Origin of the sequence: Bifidobacterium apri (genome assembly GCF_009299485.1) — a bacterium.
GTDB lineage: Bacteria > Actinomycetota > Actinomycetes > Actinomycetales > Bifidobacteriaceae > Bifidobacterium > Bifidobacterium apri.
Map to the genome: position 1 here is coordinate 46668 of NZ_WBSO01000004.1, position 21895 is coordinate 68562.

At 59.8% G+C, this 21895-nt stretch carries 14 protein-coding genes; 11 read left to right on the forward strand and 3 right to left on the reverse strand.

The window, feature by feature from the left end; genetic code table 11:
- Positions 1-18 precede the first annotated feature (18 nt).
- Positions 19-1239 carry an ATP-binding protein gene (locus DSM100238_RS04050; protein WP_240812332.1) on the reverse strand — a complete coding sequence of 407 codons (1221 nt, stop codon included), beginning with the start codon at positions 1237-1239 and terminating at the stop codon, positions 19-21.
- A gap of 865 nt (positions 1240-2104) precedes the next feature.
- Here DSM100238_RS04050 and DSM100238_RS04055 point away from each other — a divergent pair.
- A complete protein-coding gene (locus DSM100238_RS04055; protein WP_152355527.1) occupies positions 2105-3364 on the forward strand; it encodes an OFA family MFS transporter in 1260 nt (419 codons plus the stop codon).
- A gap of 737 nt (positions 3365-4101) precedes the next feature.
- Here DSM100238_RS04055 and DSM100238_RS04060 read toward each other — a convergent pair.
- The gene (locus tag DSM100238_RS04060) at positions 4102-4677 is read right to left on the reverse strand and encodes an NADPH-dependent F420 reductase (RefSeq protein ID WP_152355432.1); all 576 of its coding nucleotides are present in this window, start codon (positions 4675-4677) and stop codon (positions 4102-4104) included.
- A gap of 177 nt (positions 4678-4854) precedes the next feature.
- On the opposite strand from DSM100238_RS04060, the gene DSM100238_RS04065 reads away from it, so the two are divergent.
- The 10 genes from DSM100238_RS04065 to DSM100238_RS04110 all read left to right on the forward strand — a co-directional run bounded on the left by DSM100238_RS04065 (position 4855) and on the right by DSM100238_RS04110 (position 20194).
- Positions 4855-5241 carry a winged helix-turn-helix transcriptional regulator gene (locus tag DSM100238_RS04065; RefSeq protein WP_240812333.1) on the forward strand — a complete coding sequence of 129 codons (387 nt, stop codon included), beginning with the start codon at positions 4855-4857 and terminating at the stop codon, positions 5239-5241.
- 1412 nt (positions 5242-6653) lie between these two features.
- Positions 6654-7325: a MarR family winged helix-turn-helix transcriptional regulator gene (locus tag DSM100238_RS04070; RefSeq protein ID WP_152355434.1), complete on the forward strand. Its 672-nt coding sequence runs from the start codon at positions 6654-6656 to the stop codon at positions 7323-7325.
- 523 nt (positions 7326-7848) lie between these two features.
- Positions 7849-9753 carry an ABC transporter ATP-binding protein gene (locus tag DSM100238_RS04075; RefSeq protein WP_152355435.1) on the forward strand — a complete coding sequence of 635 codons (1905 nt, stop codon included), beginning with the start codon at positions 7849-7851 and terminating at the stop codon, positions 9751-9753.
- Between the two features lie 99 nt (positions 9754-9852).
- Complete coding sequence (locus DSM100238_RS04080; protein ID WP_205730687.1) at positions 9853-11727, forward strand: ABC transporter ATP-binding protein; 1875 nt, start codon at positions 9853-9855, stop codon at positions 11725-11727.
- Between the two features lie 798 nt (positions 11728-12525).
- A complete protein-coding gene (locus DSM100238_RS04085; protein WP_152355437.1) occupies positions 12526-13971 on the forward strand; it encodes a Fic family protein in 1446 nt (481 codons plus the stop codon).
- Between the two features lie 1167 nt (positions 13972-15138).
- Positions 15139-16335 carry an ABC transporter substrate-binding protein gene (locus tag DSM100238_RS04090; RefSeq protein ID WP_152355438.1) on the forward strand — a complete coding sequence of 399 codons (1197 nt, stop codon included), beginning with the start codon at positions 15139-15141 and terminating at the stop codon, positions 16333-16335.
- Between the two features lie 258 nt (positions 16336-16593).
- Positions 16594-17517 (forward strand): branched-chain amino acid ABC transporter permease, encoded by a 924-nt coding sequence (locus tag DSM100238_RS04095; protein ID WP_152355528.1) that lies wholly within the window; start codon positions 16594-16596, stop codon positions 17515-17517.
- Positions 17518-17519: 2 nt separating this feature from the next.
- Positions 17520-18635: a branched-chain amino acid ABC transporter permease gene (locus DSM100238_RS04100; protein WP_152355439.1), complete on the forward strand. Its 1116-nt coding sequence runs from the start codon at positions 17520-17522 to the stop codon at positions 18633-18635.
- A gap of 1 nt (position 18636) precedes the next feature.
- A complete protein-coding gene (locus DSM100238_RS04105) occupies positions 18637-19497 on the forward strand; it encodes an ABC transporter ATP-binding protein (RefSeq protein WP_152355440.1) in 861 nt (286 codons plus the stop codon).
- Positions 19490-20194 carry an ABC transporter ATP-binding protein gene (locus DSM100238_RS04110; protein WP_152355441.1) on the forward strand — a complete coding sequence of 235 codons (705 nt, stop codon included), beginning with the start codon at positions 19490-19492 and terminating at the stop codon, positions 20192-20194. The genes DSM100238_RS04105 and DSM100238_RS04110 overlap by 8 nt, the downstream gene beginning before the upstream one ends.
- A gap of 484 nt (positions 20195-20678) precedes the next feature.
- On the opposite strand, the gene DSM100238_RS04115 is transcribed toward DSM100238_RS04110, so the two are convergent.
- Positions 20679-21833, reverse strand: a complete 1155-nt coding sequence (locus DSM100238_RS04115; protein ID WP_152355442.1) for an FAD:protein FMN transferase — start codon at positions 21831-21833, stop codon at positions 20679-20681.
- Positions 21834-21895 lie beyond the last annotated feature (62 nt).

Below are 21895 nucleotides of genomic sequence, written 5' to 3' on the forward strand. Positions count from 1 at the left end.
CGGTGATTGCCGCATAGGTCACCGCTCGGGCTGCCGCTTCCCGTCATATGTCTGTCCTGATGCTGGAGATGCGCGGAGAATGAACTCGCCCATGTCGGGCACGGTGAAGGCGACTTTCCCGCGGGCTGGCGAATAGATGAGTCCCAGCTCGATGAGCGATTGCCGGATGGATGAAGCCTGTTGCGTGTTTTTCCCGAGGCTGCGGGCTACCTCGGATGTAGAGCTCGGCTCGTCTCCACTGATTGCCGCCATAGCTGCCAGGTATTCCCTGCCGGCAACGGTTGCACGTTGCCATCGGGAGGCATGGAGTCCCTCGTCAAGTTCGGCTCGTGCATCGGCTTCGCTTTCCTTGACGGCGCGCAATGCGATAGGTGATGAGTCTGACGCGTTCCAAGCGGCTTTGCCGTATGCCTGGATGAAGTAGGGGTATCCTTGGCTCACTTTAACCAGTTCTTCAAGCGCATCGTCTTGGAACGGCCGTCCTTCGCGTGCCGCAGGTTTCTGGAAGCCTTCGGCGGTGTCTTCTGCGCTGAGTTGCCCGATAATGCGGTATTCGAAGAGCCGCTCCGCATAGGATTTCGACCTGCTGAGTACACCTGGAAGATTCGGCAGACCTGCTCCGATGATGTAGAACGGCAGACTGTCTTGCCCCATGCGATGTTGCAGGGATATGAGCGTGCCGAGTGGCTCGCTTGCCATCTCTTGGAATTCATCGATGAAAAGGAACAATCCCGAGTCTTTCTTCTGCAATTGTTGCGCTATTGACTCGATGAGCAGTTCAAGGCGCATGGAATTGGTCCCTGGGCGGTCTTGTGTATTGGTATTGAGGCTTGCTCCGATACCATGAAAATTCAACGAAATCGATTCAATATTGGCGAGTTTGTTCTGGATGGAGCTGAACAGTGATCCGTGCCCCGACATGATCATGGCTCTGCTGAGTGCGCCGAACATCGCGTCATAATCGGTGTCGGCATCGCCTGTCGCTTCGATTCGTGCGGTGGTCATGCCCTGGCGTTCGACAAGCTCTTGGCAAGCTACGAGCAGCACGGTTTTTCCTACGCCTCGCAAGCCGCTGAAGATGATGCCCCGGTCCATAGCGTGCAGCTTCACGCGGGCAATCATGCGGTCGATAATTTCAAGGTCTTTTTCGCGTCCGACGAGTTCCGGCGGGCGCATTCCGGCTCCGGGCATGAATGGATTGAGCGCCTGAAGCATTGACTGGCTCTGTTCCTTCGTCATCGTGCATATTCTCCTTGAGGCGTCCGTCTGTGCCGATGCGGACGTTGAATATAGAAAATTATAGCAATGTATAACGAAGTATAGTGCTGTATAGCGGTGTATAGCGAAGTATAGTGCTGTATAGTGCTGTATAGTGCTGTATAGTGGTGTATAGCGGTGTATAAGCCCGTATAAATCAGTCTTGTAGTGTAGATCTGCCTGTGAAAAGTCGGGTGGTGGAGTGGGGTCTGTTTGGCTGCCGACGCCGGAGCTAGGCATTAGGGCCCCTCTCCGAACTGTTTACGTTGGTGGGTTTGTTGGTGTGGCTGGTTTGTGTGGTTTCTCGAACTGTTTACGTTGGTGGGTTTGTTGGTGTGGCTGGTTTGTGTGGTTTCTCGAACTGTTTACGTTGGTGGGTTTGTTGGTGTGGCTGGTTTGTGTGGTTTCTCGAACTGTTTACGTTGGTGGGTTTCTTGGCGTAGCTAGTTTGTATTCTCCTCGAGCTGTTTTGTGTCAAGCTGTCGTACTCTGCACGGTTCGCGCCATAACGCAACCCTCGCTCGCAATCGAACATCATCGCTCGGCCAAAGCGCGCAGCACCGCACAATCAGCCCGAAAATCATCACGAAAACGAACATTTCCATTGTTCGTATGTGACGCCACTCACATTCCTGCGCCCGCGGAAAAAGCCTGATATGGTCGTGCACGCAGGGATGCGAAGGTGTTAACCGAACATCTCCGCCATCGCTGCGGAGAGGAATACATGGCAACCAACACCCAGCCGATTTCACCGTCATCCACCCGCCCAGCAGGCAGCACTGCCGTAGCGTCGAACCCGGCGTCGAACCCGGCGGCCCATACGCCGAGCCGCCTCGACAACCGTTGGATGCGCGCGGTCGTCCCCGCGCTGCTCATCCACATCTCCATCGGCACCGTCTACTGCTGGAGCGTGTTCAAACAGCTGATCGCCGACCAGATGCATGTTGCGCCAAGCACCATCGAATGGGGCTTCTCGCTCGCCATCTTCTTCCTCGGCATGTCCGCCGCGTTCCTCGGCCCGGTCGTGGAAAAGGACATCCGCCGTTCCGCATTGATCAGTCTGGTCTGCTTTGTCGCCGGATTCGCCGGCACGGGCGCAAGCATCGCCGCCGGCTGGCTTCCGGGCGTGTTCATCTGCTATGGCGCGATTATGGGCGTCGGTCTTGGTGTCGGATATCTCACGCCGGTGAAAAACCTGATGCTCTGGTTCGCTGACAACAAAGGCCTGGCCACGGGCATCGCGGTCGCGGGCTTCGGCCTCGCCAAGGCGATTGCCAGCCCGGTGATGACCTGGCTCATCGCCTCTGTTGGTCTTGTGAACATGTTCTACGTGCTCGCCGTGGTGTATGCGGTCATGATGTTCGCCGGGTTCCTGCTGATCCGCCGTCCCGCGGGCTATGTGTATTCCGCCGCCGCGCGCGTCAGGCGTCGCACGGTGATGCGCCGTCCCGTGTTCTGGGCGATCTGGCTCGCCTTCTACCTCAATATCACGTGTGGTCTTGCGCTGATTTCGCAGGAGAAGGACATTCTGCATGATGCGCTCGCGGTGATGCCGCGCTTCGCCGGGCTTGATGCCACGACTTTCGCAGCTGCGACGGCAGGTGTGATCAGCACGGTCCTCGCGGTTGACGCGGTGTTCAACGCGGTCGGCCGACTGGGATTCTCCACGCTGTCCGACCACTGCCGTCGCCGTGAAACCAGCTATGTGGTGATTTTCGTGATGTCGGTCGCTGTTTGCCTGCTGCAGGTCGTGTTCCATTCGATTGACAACGGCACATTGTGGATGATTCTTATGATGCTGTTCTTGGTCAATGCGGGCTACGGCGGTGGTTTCTCCACGCTGCCGGTGCTGTTGGAGCAGCATTTCGGCATGTCTTCCGTCTCGACTGTGCACGGACTTGCGTTGAGCGCCTGGGCTTTTGCTGGCTTGTCGGGCAACCAGTTGGCGTCGTTTGTGGTGACGCATGCCGCTGACCAGTCGCACCGGTATGCGGGATTGATTCCGGTGCTTGCCGTGTTGTATGTGGTTGCGTTGGTGGCGATTGTGCTGGTGATGCGTGATCGCAAGTCCGCGGATGGCGGCGATTCGGTGAACGTCGCGGCGTGAATGGCGTGAATGTCCGAACGGGGGTATTAGTCAACCTGTGTGTCCGGAATCGGGTGTGAGGGGTTGCGTCGTCGGGCGTGTCAAGGTATTGGATCCCTGCCGTCACGTTCGAGTCCGGAAGGAATGCGTGCTCGGAGCCCGCGCGAGCTCGTCGCGGCGCAAGGCGTGCTGGCGGTTCGAATATGCCGGGCCGCGCATGTCACGGCACGCGTCACACATCAGATGCAGGTTGCTCTGCCCTGTCTGGGAACCGTTATGTCGGGTTGCGTATGCCGCAGCATACGTTTCCTGCCGGATGGGAGGTGACGCGCACTGTCCGGAGACCAAAATGCCGGGTTGTGTATGTCCGGTCATGCGCCGCACGCCGGATGGAGGGTTTCTGCCCCTGTCTGGAGACCTGTATGTCGGGTTGTGTATGTCTGGTCATGCGCAACCCGCAGAGCACGGCCCGGCGCTACCGTATTCCGTCGATATCTGTTCGGCTTCGCATGCCGCGGCATACAGGACGTGCACGCGCAGGCCGGAACGATGATCAAGACTCTCGCACGTCCTGCACCAGACACACAAGTCGACTCATGACCCCGAACCGGTGTCGGTGGCCGCTTGCGGTCGTCGGCGCTCGCCCGGCAATAACAGACAGGCCGTCTGCACCCCGTACTTTGCGGGATGCAGACGGTCTGTCGAATATGTGACGCGATTTCCGTGCGCTGTCTGGGCTGCGAAAACCGCAAGTGGTGTCAGCGGTACACTGCGAAACCGGCGGTGAAGCTGATTTTCTTCTGCACGGCGAGAGCCAACTGCAGGAATCCGAAGGCTTCGAGTTCGCGTGCGCGCTTCAGAGAGCCGGCGTCGATGGCGTCGAGGCCGCCAGCCTTCACCAGGTCGATGAATGCGGCCTTAGCGGCATGGTCATCGCCGGCGACAAGCACGGTGGACTGGGCGTCGCCGGTCTTCTTGGAGGCGATATTCGCGGCGAACACGGTGTTGAACGCCTTGAGCACGTGCGACTTGGGGAGTTTCGCTTGCAACTCGGCGGCTGCGGAGCTGTCTGCCGGCACGACGAGTGAATCGAAGGTGGAGAAGTCCAGCGGATTGGTGATGTCGACGACGGTCTTGCCTTCAAGCTGGTCGCCGTACTGTTCGGCGATGGAGGCGAGGGCGGGGTATGGGACGGCGAGCACCACAATGTCGCCTTCGATGGTCGGGTTTTCGGAGTGGGAGTCGAGCGACTGGACGGTTGCGCCGGCGTCTTCGAAGACGCTCTTGATTGCGGTGCCCATGTTGCCGGTGCCGAAGATCGTGATGGTTGCCATGGTGGGTCCTTTCGTGGGGGTGGGGTTCTGCCGCCCGCCCGGTTGTCGGTTGTCTGCTGGGTCTGCCGTGCCCGTGTGTGCGGTATCGCGGCTTGCTAACAATTTGTTAGCGCTAAGACGATGCTATCGCTTACTTTTTGTTAGCGCTTCCGGCGTGTCGCCGGTACAATAGTTGGCATGACTTCATCTGAGAACCTGAAGAACCCGCATCATTTCAACGTTTTCGCTTCGGCGTGCCCGTCACGCAAGCTGTTGAATGACGTGACGCGGCGTTGGAGCATTCTTGTGCTCGCCGCGCTGCTTGACGGTTCTTTGAGGTTCGGGCAGATCCGTGAGAAGGTCGACGGCATCAGCGATCGCATGCTGTCTGCAACGCTTTCCGCGCTTGCGGAGGACCGGCTGATTGTCAAAGATGATGCCGCGGGGACGTACTCGCTGACCGAGCCTGGGCGTCAAATCGCCCGGCAAAGCCTCGACTTGTTCGACAGCCTCTATCGGGCGCTCGACGAAATCGTTGACAGGCGGCCGATGGGGATGATGCCGTGTCGTCGGATGATGGGGTGATGTCGGATGGTGCTGTGCCATCGGAGAACAAAGCCGCATAAGTCTTCCTTGTTTGGTGCTGTTGGGTTGCGTGCTGTGTGGTTGTCGTCTGCGATTCGACGCTGCCTTCTGAGTTTCCCGGCGCTCTTTGATGTGCGTTGTGTGAGTGAATCCTCGCACAACACGCCATCCACACCCGTCGGTCTGCCGGTTCCAGACACTCAACCACCCACTTTGTGAGTCAATCCTCACACAGCGGTACCCGGACCGCCGCGAATCGCCGCCTTGGGGCAGCTGCACCACCCGCTTTGTGAGCGAATCCTCACACGACTCGTCATCTGCCCCCGTCAGCTTGCTGGTTCCAGGCGCCCGACCACCCGCTTTGTGAGCCGATCCTCACACAGCGGTACCTGGGCCACCGCGAACCGCCGCCTTGGGGTAGCTGCACCACTCACTTTGTGAGTGAATCCTCACACGACACGCTATCCGCACCTGTCAGACTGTCGGTTCCGGTCGCCCGACCACTCACTTTGTGAGCCAATCCTCGCAAAACGGGGTGTAGGGGTGCGTGGTGGGTTTGGTTTTCGGTCGCCGGGCATGGTTGTGTGAGTGAATCCTCACAAAGTGGGTGTTGGCGTGTCGGTTTTGGGTCCGTCCGGTGGTCGTGGGTGCGCGTTGTGTGAGTGAATCCTCGCATACAGAGCCGCTTGAGCTCGTTCGTTCCGCCCTGCCTTGCCTGTCGTGTATGTCGTGACATGCGGAATCTGCCGGATAGCGCTGATTGTGGGTGTTCCCGCGGGGTGTTTGGCGCGTTGTGTATGTCGTGGCATGCGGGTTTTGACGGTTCGGCGTATGGGGATGGTGGGGCGCGTCGCGTCCCGCTTGTGTCTCGGCCAAATCGCGCGACTGGCTTCTCGCAAGGCATATTTTCTATCGTCAATATTTGACACCGTAAAATATGAAGAGTATAAACAATCACGATTGATAGCGTGGTGGTCATACCTACATGACCATCACGTCGGAAACCAAATAACCAAAACCAAATAATCGGAAGCCAGGCAACTGATGATTGGACAACTGGGGATCAGGCAACCGAAAGTCGGGTAGCCGGGTGACCGGTAATCAGACCACTAGAAACCGGCAGTCGGGAATCGGACAGCCGGGTGACCGGGGGTCGGGCAGACGAAAGTCGGCCAGTCGATCAGCTCTGGGTCAGGCAATTGGGAACCGGGCGACCGGAAGTCAGGCAGTCGGAGATCAGTCAGTCGGCAGCCAGATGACCGGGAATCAAGTAGCCGGAAACCAAGTAGTCGGCAGCTGGGACCCAACCAACCGGAAACCGCAAGCAACTGGGCCCACCAATCGCAACCGCAACCAACCGGTACCCGCAAGCAACCGAGACCCAACCAACCGCAACCGAAAGGAGTGTCGCTGTGGCGTTTGAAGACGAAGCGTTCGAACGCATGCACAAAATCATGTCCGACGGCCGCTCGTCGATGATGGAGAAGATGAATCGCGTCCACCGCGGCGAACCCGCAGTCATGCGTGAGCTCAACCATCACGGTGAACTCACGCCCGGCCAGCTGGTGGAGGCGACGGGAAACAGTCCCGGCCGCATCTCCGCGATTCTGTCGGCGTTGGAGAAGAAGGGCATGATTACGCGGCGCGTCGATCCGCAGAATCGCCGTCGTGTGATTGTGACCATCACTCCTGAAGGCCGCCGCATGGTCGAACTGCATAAACGTGAGCGGGATAAACGCATGCGTTGGGTGTTCGGACAGATGGGCGAGCGCAATACCGAAGAGTTTCTTGATTTGCTGGCTCGATTTGTGACATATCTGAGCTTGTGCACTCCGGGCACTCCGATTCCCGATGATGCGACTATCGCCAAGACCTTTGAGAAGAACGGCATTCCGTATGAACCTGCCGCGGATCGTGTGAATGTCGAGTTGGCGGATGTTTTGCAAGGCGCTGGCCGGTGCGCTTCGCATGATGACACGGAAGATGATACGGGAGGTGATGCAGGGGATGATGCAGGAGACAATGCGGCAGGCACCTTTCGCAGCGGGCGTGCCGACGGGCAGTCAGAACACGTCTGCGAGTGAGTGACGCGCGTGGGCTGTCGCCGCAGGTGACTGGACTGGTATGGCTTCCAGTTACGTTAGCCGCGTCTGCGAGTGGTCTGCTGGGGCTGTCGCCGCGGCCGTGATCCGGTTCGCCGCTGGCAGTCGATTCGCCGTTGGTGGCTGGTTCGCCGTTTGCAGTCGGTCCACAGCTTACAGTCGATCCGCAGCTTACGGTCGGTTCGCCACTTACAGTCGGTTCGCCGCCGGATTGCCGTTGCCTCGCCGCTATCTGCTGCTGATTCGCCGCGTCTTGTCCCGCGTCTTGCCGTTGCGCCGCTCGGCTACCGCGTTTCTCGCCCGCCGTTCCATCGCCGGCGCGCACCCCACCTCATCTCTGGCGTTGCGCTCCGTCGCGTCCCCGTTCGCGTCCCCGTCCTCGCAACCATCCGCGCAACTCGCGCAACCCCGGCCGCAACTCCGTCCCCGTCCCAGTAACCGACCGCAACCACCATCCCACACCCGCCCAGAGCGGGCACAGACCCGCACATCTGAAAGGATCATCGTGATACGAATCTGCAAATACCTCTCGAAATTCGAGTGGTTCCAACTCTTCGTCGGCCTCCTGTTCATCGTGGCCGGCGTGTTCCTCGAGCTCAAGCTCCCGGACTATATGGCCGATATCACCAGGCTCGTGGAAACCCCGGGCAGCAAAATGCACGACATCTGGGTGGCTGGCGGCAAAATGCTCGCCGTGTCACTGGGCGCGGTGCTATGCACAGTGGCGGTCGGCTTCATCGCCGCCCGCGTGTCCGCGTCCTTCACACAACGCTTGCGCTCGCTGGAATTCCGCCGCGTGGAATCCTTCGGCCTTGAGGAATTGAACAAGTTCTCCACGGCGAGCCTGATTACACGGTCCACGAACGATGTCACGCAAATCCAGATGTTCATCACCATGGGTCTGATCATGCTGGTCAAATCGCCGATTATGGCCGTGTGGGCGGTGTGCAAGATCGCCGGCAAGGGGGCGGATTGGACGCTCGCCACGGGTGTCGCCGTCGTGATTGTCATGTCGGCGGTCGCGCTGATCATGTCGCTGGTCATGCCGAAATTCCGCAGCATGCAGGCCCTGACGGACAATATCAACCGTGTCGCCCGCGAGAATCTGACCGGTTTGCGTGTGGTTCGCGCCTATAACGCCGAGGATTATCAGCAGGGCAAATTCGACAAGGCAAACCGCGACCTGACGGAAACCCAGTTGTTCACGAACCGCGCGATGTCCATCATGATGCCGTTGATGAACACGGTGATGAACGGCTTGATGCTTGCCGTCTACTGGATCGGCGCCTACCTGATCAGCGATGCCGGCCTGATGGACAAGCTCACCCTGTTCTCGAACATGGTGGTGTTCTCCAGCTACGCGGTCCAGGTCATTATGAGCTTCCTGATGATGAGCATGGTGTTCGTGCTGTGGCCGCGAGCGGACGTGTCCGCCAAGCGTATTCTCGAAGTGCTTGACACCAAGCCGCGCGTCACCGACGGCGAGCGTATGGAAGGTGTGAAGAACGCTGACGGTACGCCGATGCGCGGCAGCGTCGAGTTCCGTGATGTGAGCTTCTCCTACCCGGATTCGCGCGAACCGATGCTCGAGCATGTCAGCTTCACCGCGCAGCAAGGGCAGACGGTCGCGTTCATCGGGTCCACCGGCTCTGGAAAGACCACGCTTGTGAACCTGGTGCCGCGCTTCTATGATGCGACCGACGGACAGGTGCTGATCGACGGCGTGGACGTGCGTGACTACAATCTGCAAGCCTTGCGCGACAAGATCGGCTACGTGCCCCAGCAGTCCGTGATGTTCAAGGGCACGGTCGCGTCCAATATCGCGTTCGGTGATAAAAGCCAGGGCGGCAAAACCGTGGCGGGCGAGCGTGTCGGCGATGTCGGGCTCATCGACATGTCCACGCCGCAAGGCCGCGCGCATGAGCGTGAACTGCGTCAAGCTGATGCCGAGGGCAATACCATCAGCCGTCTGACCGACGCGCAGATGGAGGATGTGCGCAAGTCATCCGCCGTGGCGAAGGCCGACGAGTTCGTCACCCGCATGGAGGGCACGTATGAGGCGCCGATCGCGCAAGGCGGCTCGAATGTGTCCGGCGGGCAGAAGCAGCGCCTGTCGATTGCGCGTGCAGTGTGGCGTCACCCTGAGATTCTCGTGTTCGATGATTCGTTCTCGGCGCTTGATTTCCGTACCGATCATGATGTGCGTGAGGCGCTCGCCCGTGAGGCTGGGGATGCGACGAAACTCATTGTCGCCCAGCGGATCGGCACGATTATGGACGCCGACCGGATCATCGTGCTTGATCAGGGGCGTGTCGTGGGTCAGGGCACGCATAAGGAGTTGCTGCGCGACTGCGAGGTGTATCAGCAGATCGCTGAAAGCCAGCTGAGCGAAGCCGAGCTCGCCTCCTGACGCCGATCGGCTCGAATCGCTGATTCGCCGTAATCACCGAAGTCACCGCATTCGCCACGTTTTCAATACTTTCGAAAGGACACACACATGCCAGGACCAATGGGTCACGGGCCGGGAGCCCGAGGCGCGGTTGAAAAACCGCAGGATTTCAACGCCATCATGGGCAAACTCGCCAACTACTGCAAACGGTACCTGCCTGCGATGATCATCGCGCTTGTTCTAGGCGCAGCCGGTACGATCTGCCAGATCGTCGGACCGGACAAAATCAAGGACATCACCAACGAAATCGCCAAAGGCATGCCGGCCATCGTGCACGGCAAGCCCGTCGTCGGCAGCATCGACCTTGCGGCAGTGAACCGCATCGCCTTCACGTTGGTTGCGCTGTATGTCGGCTACGCGCTGTTGAACTACGTGCAAAGCTGGATCATGGCGACCATCAGCCAGCGGACCGCGCAAAGCCTGCGCGATGACATCTCCAAGAAAATCAACTGCCTGCCGTTGCGCTACTTCGACAACACCAGTTACGGCGACGTGCTCAGCCGCATCACGAACGATGTGGACGCGATCGGGCAGACGCTCGGGCAGAGCCTCGGCGCGCTGATCACTTCAATCACGCTGTTTTTCGGCGCGCTCGTCATGATGTTCGCCAACAACGTGACTATGACGCTCACCGCGGTGGGTATCAGCGTTATCGGCTTGATCATCATGATGGTGATCATGAAGGTCTCGCAGCGGTTCTTCGCGCAGCAGCAGCTTGCGCTCGGCCAGACCAACGGGCATGTGGAGGAGATGTATGCCGGCCACGTGATCGTCAAAGCTTACTCTGGCGAAGCGGATTCGATCCGTCAGTTCGAACGCTATAACGACAGCCTGTACGAGTCCGGTTGGAAGTCGCAGTTCTTGTCTGGCCTGATGATGCCGCTGATGAATTTCGTCGGCAATCTCGGCTACGTGGCCGTATGCGTGGTGGGCGCCGCGCTTGCGATGGACGGGCGCATCGAATTCGGTGTGATTGTGGCGTTCATCATGTACATTCGCCTGTTCACGCAGCCGCTCGCCCAGTTCGCGCAGGCCTTCCAGAACCTGCAGCGTTGCGCCGCCGCGTCCGAGCGTGTGTTTGGCTTCCTCGAGGAGCCGGAGATGGGTGTTGACGCGACTGGGAGTTTCGCCGAGCATCGTGCCCAGATTGAGGCGGCGCAAGGCCGTGTGCATGCCAGCGACGCTCTGGGTGACCGGGCTCGCGGCGATGTTGATTTCGACCATGTGCGCTTCGGCTACAAGCCGGGCAAGCCTGTCATCCATGATTTCAGCGCGAGCGTGAAAGCGGGACAGAAGGTTGCGATTGTGGGGCCGACGGGCGCCGGCAAAACCACGATGGTCAATCTGCTGATGCGGTTCTACGAGCTGGACGGCGGCGAAATCCGCATCGACGGCGTGCCGACGGCATCGATTCCGCGTTCCGAGGTGCACCGCCAGTTCTCCATGGTGTTGCAGGACACGTGGGTGTTCCAGGGCACGGTGCGCGAGAACATCGTGTACGACAAGCAGGGCGTCACCGACGAGCAGGTCCGTGCCGCGGCGAAGGCTGTGGGGCTTGACCGTTTCATCGAGTCGCTGCCGCAGGGGTATGACACGGTGCTTGATGACAAGGCCGCGCTGTCCGCGGGGCAGAAGCAGTTGCTTACGATTGCGCGCGCGATGGTGCAGGATGCGCCGATCCTCATTTTGGATGAGGCGACATCATCGGTCGATACGCGTACCGAGGAGCTGATTCAGAAAGCGATGGACCAGCTGGCTGTAGGCCGCACGAGCTTTGTGATCGCGCACCGCCTGAGCACGATTCGCAATGCGGACATGATTCTTGTCATGAACCACGGCGACATCATCGAACGCGGCACGCACCAGGAGCTGCTTGACAAGGGTGGTTTCTACGCCGATTTGTACAACAGCCAGTTCGCTTCGCTCGTCGCGTGAGGCGGGGGGCTGGCCGGCGCCTGAGTTGAGTGGTTTGCGTGAAGCCGGCGCGGCTGGTCGGCGCTCGCCGTGTGAGGATTTGCTCACAAAGTGGGTGGAGCAATCGACTCAACACGGCGGTTCGGCTCGTCCAAGTGCCGGTGTGTGAGGTTTGGCTCACAAACCGGGTGGTTGAGTGCCTGGAACCGGCAGACCGACGAGTGCGGACGACGAGTCGTGTGAGGATTCGCTCACACAACGCGCACCTGGCGACTGAAAACCAGCCCGTCACACATCCCCCACACCGCACTTTGTGAGGATCCGCTCACACAACGGCACCCGGCAACTGGTGGGCAGACCCACAATCCGTCCGCCAGCACCCACTTTGTGAGGATTGGCTCACATACCGGGTGGTCGGGCGCCCGGAATCGGCGGTCTGGCGGGTGCGGATGACGTGTTGTGTGAGGATTGGCTCGCAAACCGGGTGGTGCAATCGACCCAACGCGGCGGTTCGGCTCGTCCAGGTGTCGGTGTGTGAGGATTTGCTCACAAACCGGGTGGTTGGGTGTTCGGAATCGGCGGACCGACAGTCGCGGATGACGTGTTACCCGGCATCTCGCTTTTGGCGTTTCGTCCGGCGTCTCGCGTTTGACGTCGTTCCCATTGTCCCTTATTATCACTTAGCAGCTAAGTGATAATAAGGGACAATGTTATTATCAGTTATGGGATAAGTGATAATAAGCGCGAATCGGATGTCGCTGAAATGGCGCTACCGATAGCGTGAACACAGTTAGCGTGAACACAGGCGAGAGGAATGCGATGACTGTCACCAATGCAAGCCGCCCCGCCGGCGACGAATCGCACCGCGCGACGACAAGCACCGTGAAAAAGCCGGGCATCAAAGCCCAAAACGCCAAAGCTCAAAGCATCTTGTCTTTTGGTGTGTCTTTTGGCGATGCGGATAGCGCCGGGACGTCTGCGGATGCCGTGCTGACGGCGAACATCGCGCAGACTATGCCGCCGATGGACGCTGCGCAACCTGTCCCTCCGGAACCGTGCCGCGTGCCCCCGGTGGAGCTCGAAGAGCACTACTGGACCCCATCGGATGACGGATACTATTCGCGCACCGCGCGTCTCAAAGCGTCGGGGACCTACTATTCCACCCGTCCGGCGCGCATCGCGGCAATCGGCTTGACGATTCCCTCCGATCTTGCTGCCGACCTCGACGAAGCGACGCAGCAGCTCGTGGCATTCGACAGTCGCGCCGCCGAACGGTTCAGCGCTGGCGGGCGTACTTTGGGCCCGCTGTCTGCGGTGCTGCTGCGAACCGAGTCCACATCATCGTCGCGTATAGAAAACCTCACCGTGGGTGCGCGACGCCTTGCGCGAGAATCGCTTGACGGATCCCAGGGAGGCAACGCCGCGCTGGTGGTGGGCAATGTGCGGGCCATGGAAACCGCGCTTGAATTCGCCCGGAATCTGAATGAAGCGAATATTCTTGCGATGCATTCCGCGTTGTTGGGCGGTAGTGACGAGTGGAAAGATCGCGCGGGCCGGTACCGCGACCAGCTGGTGTGGGTGGGTGTCAGTTCCGCCGGTCCGCGCGGTGCCTCGCATGTGGCCCCGCAGCCTGACCAGGTGCCGGATTGTATGGCCGATCTGGTCGCCTTCATCGACCGCGACGACCTGCCTATTCTCGCGCAATGCGCCATCGCACATGCGCAGTTCGAGACCATTCATCCGTTCATCGATGGCAACGGGCGTGTGGGTAGGGCGCTGATTCACGCCATGCTACGCGGCAAGGGGTTGACGCCGACCATGACACCGCCGGTGTCTGCCGGGATTTTGCACGATACTGAGCGGTATTTCGATGCGCTCACTGCGTATCGGGAGGGCGACTCGCGGCCGATTCTGGAGTGTTTCGCGTCTGCCGCGCGATACGCTGCGCACACGGGAACGGAACTCATCGACACCTTGAGCGCCATTCTCGATGATGATGCCGACCGGCTGCATGGCCTGCCGTTGCGACGCAACGCGCTCGGCTGGAAGCTGTTGCCGCTGGTGGTGGAGCAGCCGGTGGTCAATGTGCCGTATGTCGCGCGGGTTTTGGGCGTGCCGGCAGCTTCGGCGACGCGTGCGGTGGACCAGCTTCAGCGCGCCGGGGTGCTGGTGGAAGTGTCTGGCGGCAAACGCGGGCGGGTCTGGGAGGAGCGTCGCGTTCTGGATGCTCTGGACGAATACGCCGAGATGATCCGTCGGCAGTAAGTGCGTATCGGCCGGTTTCAGCCGAGGATCTCTGTGCATAGGGGCGATGCAAGCGATTAAGTATGTCCTGACATGCGTGAGCCGACGGATGTTGCCAGATCCCGTCGTCTCCCGTGGTGTTGTTCCCGATTGCGTATGTCCTGACACGCGCGATGTGCCGGATTGCGTCTGATATCGCGGCCGATGGCGGGGTCTGTCGGATGGCGCATGCCCCCGCATACGTGACCCAGCCGATTCGCCCGCCATTAGTTGTGCCGGGTCGTTGTGTGAGGATTCGCTCGCACCCGTCTTGTCTCGTTGGGCCTTGCCTCGCGCCCGTGCCCGCCGCCTGCGCCTGTGTCACCGTCAATCGCGCGTTACGCCCCGCCAATACGCCGGCAACATGATGATTTCCTGAACATGTCCCTGTCCGAATCATCTGCCCCGCCTGAATGCAACCGAGCAAAGGCGCACAATTCCGCCGATTCCGCTCGAGGTGTCCGCATAGTGGACATAAATTGTCTCAAGATGAGGTTATCCAAAAGTTCAATATAAGGACAAGCCATTTACATATCCGCAATCCTCGCGTATAAAAGAGAACCAGCACTAGATGAGAAGAGGTTTATTTAAGTAAGGCCAAAAGCCCGAAGAACCTTTGCTGGGCGGCGATTAGCGGATTCACCCGATTGCGCTGTCGCACACGCCCGAGGCATTCACCTTCAGAATTGCCATGTGGTGCCGTGCTGGTGTCATGTGACGCTATGCAGATGATGCCATCGCGACGGTTCCGCGCAGATGATGTCATCCAGATGATTCCCAGACGGTCCCAGATGGCTCCATCGTGGTTCGTATTCTCGATCCTTGGCCGTTGGCACTATCCGATGGCACCATCTGATGGCATTGCCCGGCGGCACTGTCTGACGACACCATCCCACGGCATTGCCCGATGGCTGTCTGATGGCACTGCCCGTTGGCACTGCCCGTTGGCGCCATCTGATGGCACCATCCCACGGCACTGCCCGTCGGCACCGTCTGACGGCGCTGTCCGATGGCATTGCCCGACGGCTGTCTGATGGCACTGTCCGTCGGCACCATCCGTCGGCACTGCCCGATGGCACCATCCGACGGCAACATTCCGGTGAATTCTCGCGATTATTCCCTGAATCTTTTGTAGAGAGGAAGATTCTGATGAACGCACAGTTCTTCGGCAAGGCGACCGCCATCGCGGCAGCCGCTGCCATGATGATGTCCATGGCGGCCTGCTCCGGCGGCAGCATGGACGATACCAGCAGCTCCGCAGGCGCGGCAAGCGGCAACACCATCACGCTCGGCAGCATCACCACCAACTCCGGCACCGCTGCAGCGTACGGCGAGGCTGAGCTCAAGGGCTTCAAGCTGGCCATCAGCGAGATCAACGCCAAGGGCGGCCTGAACGGCAAGAAGATCAAGCTGGAAAGCATGGACGACAAGGGCGACGCCACTGAAGCGTCGAACGCCTTCAACAAGCTCGCCGGCGACAACAACGTGCTCGCTGTGCTCGGCCCGACGATCTCCTCCACCACGGCGGCGGTCGCGCCTCTGGCCGACCAGTCGAAGCTCCCGGCCATCGCACCGGCAGCAACCTCCGATTCCATCGCCACCGGCGGCTACCTGTTCCGCACCTGCTTCAAGGATTCCTACCAGGGCGAGATCGCGGCCAAGTTCGCCGCCGAGACTCTGAAGGTCAAGAAGGTCGCCGTGCTCTACGGCACCGGCGATCCGTACTCCTCCGGCGTGGGCAAGGCCTTCGCCGCGGCGGCCAAGAAGGCCGGCCTCGACGTGGTCGACGAGGAGAACTCCTCCAGCGCCGACGACACCGAGTACTCCTCGCAGCTGCAGAAGATTCAGGCATCCGGCGCCGAGTTCCTGTATGCGCCGTACTACTATTCGGTCGCTGGCCCGTACATCATCCCGCAGGCTCGTTCGCTCGGCTACAAGGGCTACGTCATGGGCCCCGATGGCTACGACGGCCTGAAGCTCACCGGCGACAAGTCCCAGTACGACAAGGTGCTGTACACCACGCACTATTCGCCTGACGACACCTCGAACAGCAAGGTGCAGGACTTCATCAAGTCCTACAAGAAGGCCAACAACAATCAGGAGCCGAACACCTTCACCGCACTCGCGTACGATTCCGTGTACATGTTCAAGCAGGCTTACGAGAAGGCCGGCAAGAACCCGACCCGCGAGCAGATTCGCAACGCGATTTCCGGCATGTCCTTCAGCGGCGTGACCGGCAAGTTCACGCTCGACAAGAAGGGTTCGCCGAACAAGTCCGTGATCGTTCTTGAGCTCAAGAACGGCAAGCCGACGTACCGCACCACCATCCAGCCGTCCACCAAGTGAGGCTGACCGCAGTCCGCGGCGGGCATCCGACGCGGTGAGGCAACCAATCCCGTAGGAGAGGGTCGTTTTCGGCCCTCTCCATTCGCGTACTAGTCGCCTTTTTCAGGCGACATCACGCTTACATGCATATTGCTTTATGCTTGCGTTCGCTGATTCGCTGATTGATTGATTCGCTGATTGACTGAGTCAACGATTGACGCACATTTCGTACGCATTCACACACATTCACACACATTCACACACACGAAAGGAGGAATGATGAGCGGTTTCGTCATGTTCATCAGCCAGATTTTCAACGGCTTGAAGATCGGCAGCGTGTACGCGCTCGTGGCGCTCGGCTACACGATGGTCTACGGCATCATCCGACTGCTGAACTTCGCCCACGGCGACTTCATCATGATCGGCGCATATACGCTGATGCTCAGCATTCCAGCACTCGCCGTCATGGGCTTGCCCGCCTGGACGGCTGTCATTCCCGCAACCTTGGTCTGCGCGCTGGTCGGCGTGCTTGTCGAACGCCTGGCATACAAGCCGGTGCGCGAGAAGGGCAACAGCATGACCGCCCTGATCACCGCCATTGCCATGAGCTTGCTGCTTGAAAACGGCTCGCAGGCGATTTTCGGCGCTGATTTCAAAACGGTACCGACCATTATTTCCATTCCGACGCTGACCATCGGCCAGCTGAAAATCGACGGCGCGACCATCGTGTCCATCGTGCTCGGCGTCATCATGATGGCCGCCATGCAGCTGTACGTGAAGCGCACGAAGCAGGGCAAGGCCATGCGCGCGGTGTCCGAAGACAAGGAAGCGTCCTTGCTGATGGGCATCAATGTGAATGGCACCATCACCCTGACGTTCGCCATCGGTTCTGGTCTCGCCGCCATCGCCGCGCTCATGTATTGCGTGTCCTACCCGCAGGTGTCTCCGACCATGGGCATGATGCTCGGTCTGAAAGCCTTCGTGGCGGCCGTGCTCGGCGGTATCGGTTCGATTCCGGGCGCTATGGTCGGCGGTTTGGCGATCGGCCTGGTCGAGAGCTTGACGAAAGCCTATATCGGTACGATTACCGGCGGCGTGATCACCTCCGCGTTCTCTGACGCGATCGTGTTCGCGATTCTTATCATCGTGCTGCTGGTGCGCCCGTCCGGCTTGATGGGCGAGCCTGAGACGGAGAAGGTGTGACGATGAAGAAATCCGCGCTTTCCATGAAACAGTCCTATATCGTGTGCGCTGTGGGTATCGCCGTGCTGTTCGGCCTGCTGATGGCGGTATGCGAATCCGGGGCCGCGAACACGTATATCAAGGGCATCCTGATGACCTGCTGCATCGCGGTTATCATGACGACATCCCTGAACCTGACGGTCGGCGTGCTCGGCCAGCTGACACTCGGCTGCTGCGGTTTCGAGATGATCGGCGCCTACTCTGCGGCCCTGCTCAGCAAAATGATTGTCGCCAAGGGCATCGCGATGGACCCGACCGCTCGCTTCCTGCTCACGATTTTCGTGGGCGCTGTAATCGCTTGCATTTTCGGCATTCTGGTCGGTATTCCGGCGCTGCGTCTGCATGGCGATTATCTGGCGATTATCACCCTCGGTTTCGGTGAGATCATCCGCGTTGTGCTCCAGAATATTCCGGCTGCCGGCGGTGTCGGCCTTGACAAGGGCCAGGCCGGCCAGGCGCTTATCGGCATCGACCGTATCGCCAACCTGTATGTGGTGTTCTGGATCACGGTGATCACGGTTGTGCTGCTGTTCATGTTCGCCCGTTCCCGTTATGGCCGCGCGGTCAAGGCGATTCGTGACGACGAGATTGCGGCGAGTGCATCCGGCTTGAATATCACGTACCTGAAGGTGTTGGTGTTCGCGATTTCCGCGTTCTTTGCGGGGCTTGCCGGCGGTATTTACGCGCAGTATATGGGTTCGCTTACCCCGGCGTATGCGGGCTGGCTGCAATCCACGAATTACGTGATTATGGTTGTGTTCGGCGGTATGGGTTCGCTTACTGGCTCGATTCTGTCGGCTATCGTGCTCACGATTCTGCCGGAGGCGCTGCGCGCGTTCTCCGACTATCGCATGCTCGCCTACTCGGTGGTGCTGGTCGTGTTCATGATCTTCCGCCCGCAAGGCATCTTCGGTTCGTGGGAGTTCTCGCTGCCGAAGCTCATCAACCGCATCATCTACCGCAACGGTCGTGGCGGTGCGGCGAAGGCGGCCATCGCGGCAGAAATCGCGGAATTTGGCGACGTGACTGCAACAGCGGCCGCAGCGGAAACCGCGGAACCCGCCGGAAAGGAGGCGTGAGATGGCTGAACAACCGATTCTGCGCGCCGAACATCTCGGTATCACCTTCGGTGGTCTGCGCGCTGTCGACGATTTCAACATGACCATCAATAAGGGTGAGCTTGTCGGCCTGATCGGCCCGAACGGCGCCGGCAAGACGACCGTGTTCAACCTGCTGACCGGCGTGTATAAGCCTACTGATGGCGAATTCTGGCTGGACGGCGAGAAAATGAACGGCAAGAAGACCTATCAGGTTGTGCGTGCCGGCATTGCTCGAACCTTCCAGAACATCCGCCTGTTCAAGCAGATGACGGTCGAGGAGAATGTGCTTGTCGCGTTCAACGAGTCCTTCAGCTACCACATGGGTGGCGCGATTTTCCGCACGCCGCGTTTTTGGCGTGAAGAGCGGGAGATGCATCAGAAGGCCATTGACCTGCTGCGGATTTTCAAGCTTGAGGGTCTTGCTCAGACGCAGGCGGCGAACCTGCCGTACGGCGCCCAGCGCAAGCTCGAAATCGCACGTGCGCTCGCGACCGGCATGAAGCTGCTGCTGCTTGACGAGCCGGCTGCCGGCATGAACCCGACTGAGACCGAGGATCTGCTCGAATGCATCAACACGATCCGCGACCGGTTTGGCATTGCGATTCTGCTGATCGAGCATGATATGAGTCTCGTGATGAACGTGTGCCAGCGCATTCAGGTGCTTGATTACGGGCGCACGATTGCGTCCGGTTCGCCGGATGAGATTGCGCATAATCCGAAGGTGATTTCCGCATACCTCGGTAACGATGAGGATGATGCCGACACTGACGCTGAAGCTGATACGGCTGATACGGCAGACGCGACTGCAGACGCTGATGGCAAGGAGGAGCACGATGCTTGATATCAAGAACCTGAGCGTATCCTACGGTGCCATCGACGCGGTCAAGGGCATCAGCCTGCATGTGGATGACGGCGAGATCGTGTCGCTGATCGGTGCGAACGGCGCCGGCAAGACCACGACCTTGCACACCATCACCGGGCTGGTTCCGGCGAAGTCCGGCAGTATCGTGTTCAACGGCCAGGACCTGCTGAAAACCAAGGCGAACAAGATTGTGACCCTCGGCATGGCGCACGTGCCCGAAGGCCGCCACGTGTTCACCCGCATGAGCGTGCAGGAGAACCTCGAAATGGGCGCGTACAGCCTCAAGGACACCTCGCATGTCAGTGAGGATCTGGATAAGGTGTACACGTATTTCCCGCGGCTGAAGGAGCGTCGCCGTCAGTTGGCGGGCACCTTGTCGGGCGGTGAGCAGCAGATGGTCGCGATGGGCAGGGCGATGATGAGCCGGCCGAACACCATTTTGATGGATGAACCGTCGATGGGTTTGTCGCCGAAGCTGGTCAAGGAGATTTTCCGCATCATCGAAAAGCTGCACGAGGAGGGTATCACCGTGCTGCTGGTCGAGCAGAATGCGAAGATGGCTCTGTCGATTGCCGACCGTGCGTATGTGCTGGAAACCGGGCGTATCACCATGGAAGGCAAGGCCAGCGATCTGCTTCATGACGAGAAGGTGCGCAAGGCGTATCTCGGTGCGTGAGTTCGGCTCACACTGATGCTCAATGCATCCGCATAGGGGGAGAGAACAGGAGTTCCTGTTTTCTCCCCTTTTCTTTGTTGTTCTTGGATGTTGGATGTTCTTCTTGGTTTGGGGTTGAGTTTGAATGTTCCTGTGTGCGGGCTGACTGATTCTGCCTGTCGTGTGACTATCCCGTCGCATAGCAGACAGATAGTGTCACGATACCCGCACTGACGGGCACGGTACCCATCTACAGTGCGACTGAATCATCACATAACTGTCCGGTAGCGAATGAACGGTACCGAATGAAGAAGTCACCCGTTGAAGCGCAGCCGGTCATTTCCTGAGCTCGAACACAGGAATTGACCATGGTGTCGAGCCGCCGACCCCGCAGTCCGCCCGACACCGTGCAACGCCGATGCCCGGCACCGGTGTCGTCTGACGGGCAGGCCGCCGCAACACGGTAATCGTAGCGTTCGTCGTGCAAACCATCCGCGCTGTCCGGTTATGCCGTAAGGAAACGGCCGGGGAATCCGCTGTCCATCATCGCGCGACGGTCAGGGGTCAGCAGCGCGCAGGAGAACGTGAAGTATTGCGCGAGACGGTCCGGCTCGGTGACGAACAGGGCGGTCGCCAATCCGTCGGCGGCGGCGGTCGGGAACGCCGTGAATGTTGCGTCCGCCGCAGTGTCGGTAGGAGTGCCAGTTGAGACGCCCGGACGGTTCGCAAGCGCGGCGGTTCGCGCGACTTCAGGTGTGCTGCCCGGTGCTGTGTCGCCCGGTGCTGTATTGGGTGCTGTGCCCGGTCGCGCGCCCGTGGCTGGGCTCCCGTCGGTTTCGTCAGACGTACTCACGGCAACCCATGTTGCGGCCACGCCACGTGCGGGCAGTCCGTCGATGGCGTTGAGCAAGTGGTGCAGCTCGTATGCGGCTCCCCAATGCCGTCGGCTCGGTGCGGACGCGCAGAACGACCCGTGTGACATATGCGCAATGCCGATCGCGTTTGACGTATCGTCAGGGTCTTCCATCCCGATTGATACCGGTTGCGCGGCATCGGAACCGTTGATGGCCATATCGCCGCCGGCGTCAATCAGCCATTCGTTTCCGGTGCTCCCGATGCCCTCGATACTCCCGGTACCCCCGATGTTCTCGCGTAATCGCCGGGCGAGCAGATCGACCAAATAACCTTTCCCGCACGCGCCGAAATCAAGGTGCACCGCACGCTGTGTGACCAGCGTGGTGCCGTGCCGTTCCACGTCGTTACGCCATGTCGGGCGGCCGTGAATGCTGCCGGTATACTCGCGCGCATCCGGCTCGACGGTGAAGGTCATGTCGGCGCCGTAGCCGAGGCGGGTCAGATCCTCGCCCACGCACGGGTCGATCGCCCCGCGGCTTGCGGTATGCAGCGCATCATACAGATGGAACAGTGGCAGCGCCCAGTCGGGGAATTCGTAGGTGCCGCCACAGTTTGCTGCCGCCATGCGCCCGACCAGGGAATCCGAACGGAACCGGGACAACGTGGCGTCGTATTCGTTGATGAATGTTTGCAGGTCTTGCTTCATGCTGGGGCTGATTGGCTGTGCGCTCCGTATGATGATGCCGGTTCCCAGCGCGTCTGGGAACGCTGTGGTGTATGGCATCCGCTGCTGCAATTGGCTCATGCCGACCATGGTACAAGTCGCGCGGGGCGATGGGTGCGAATGCCTTGCGATGGTGCGGAATG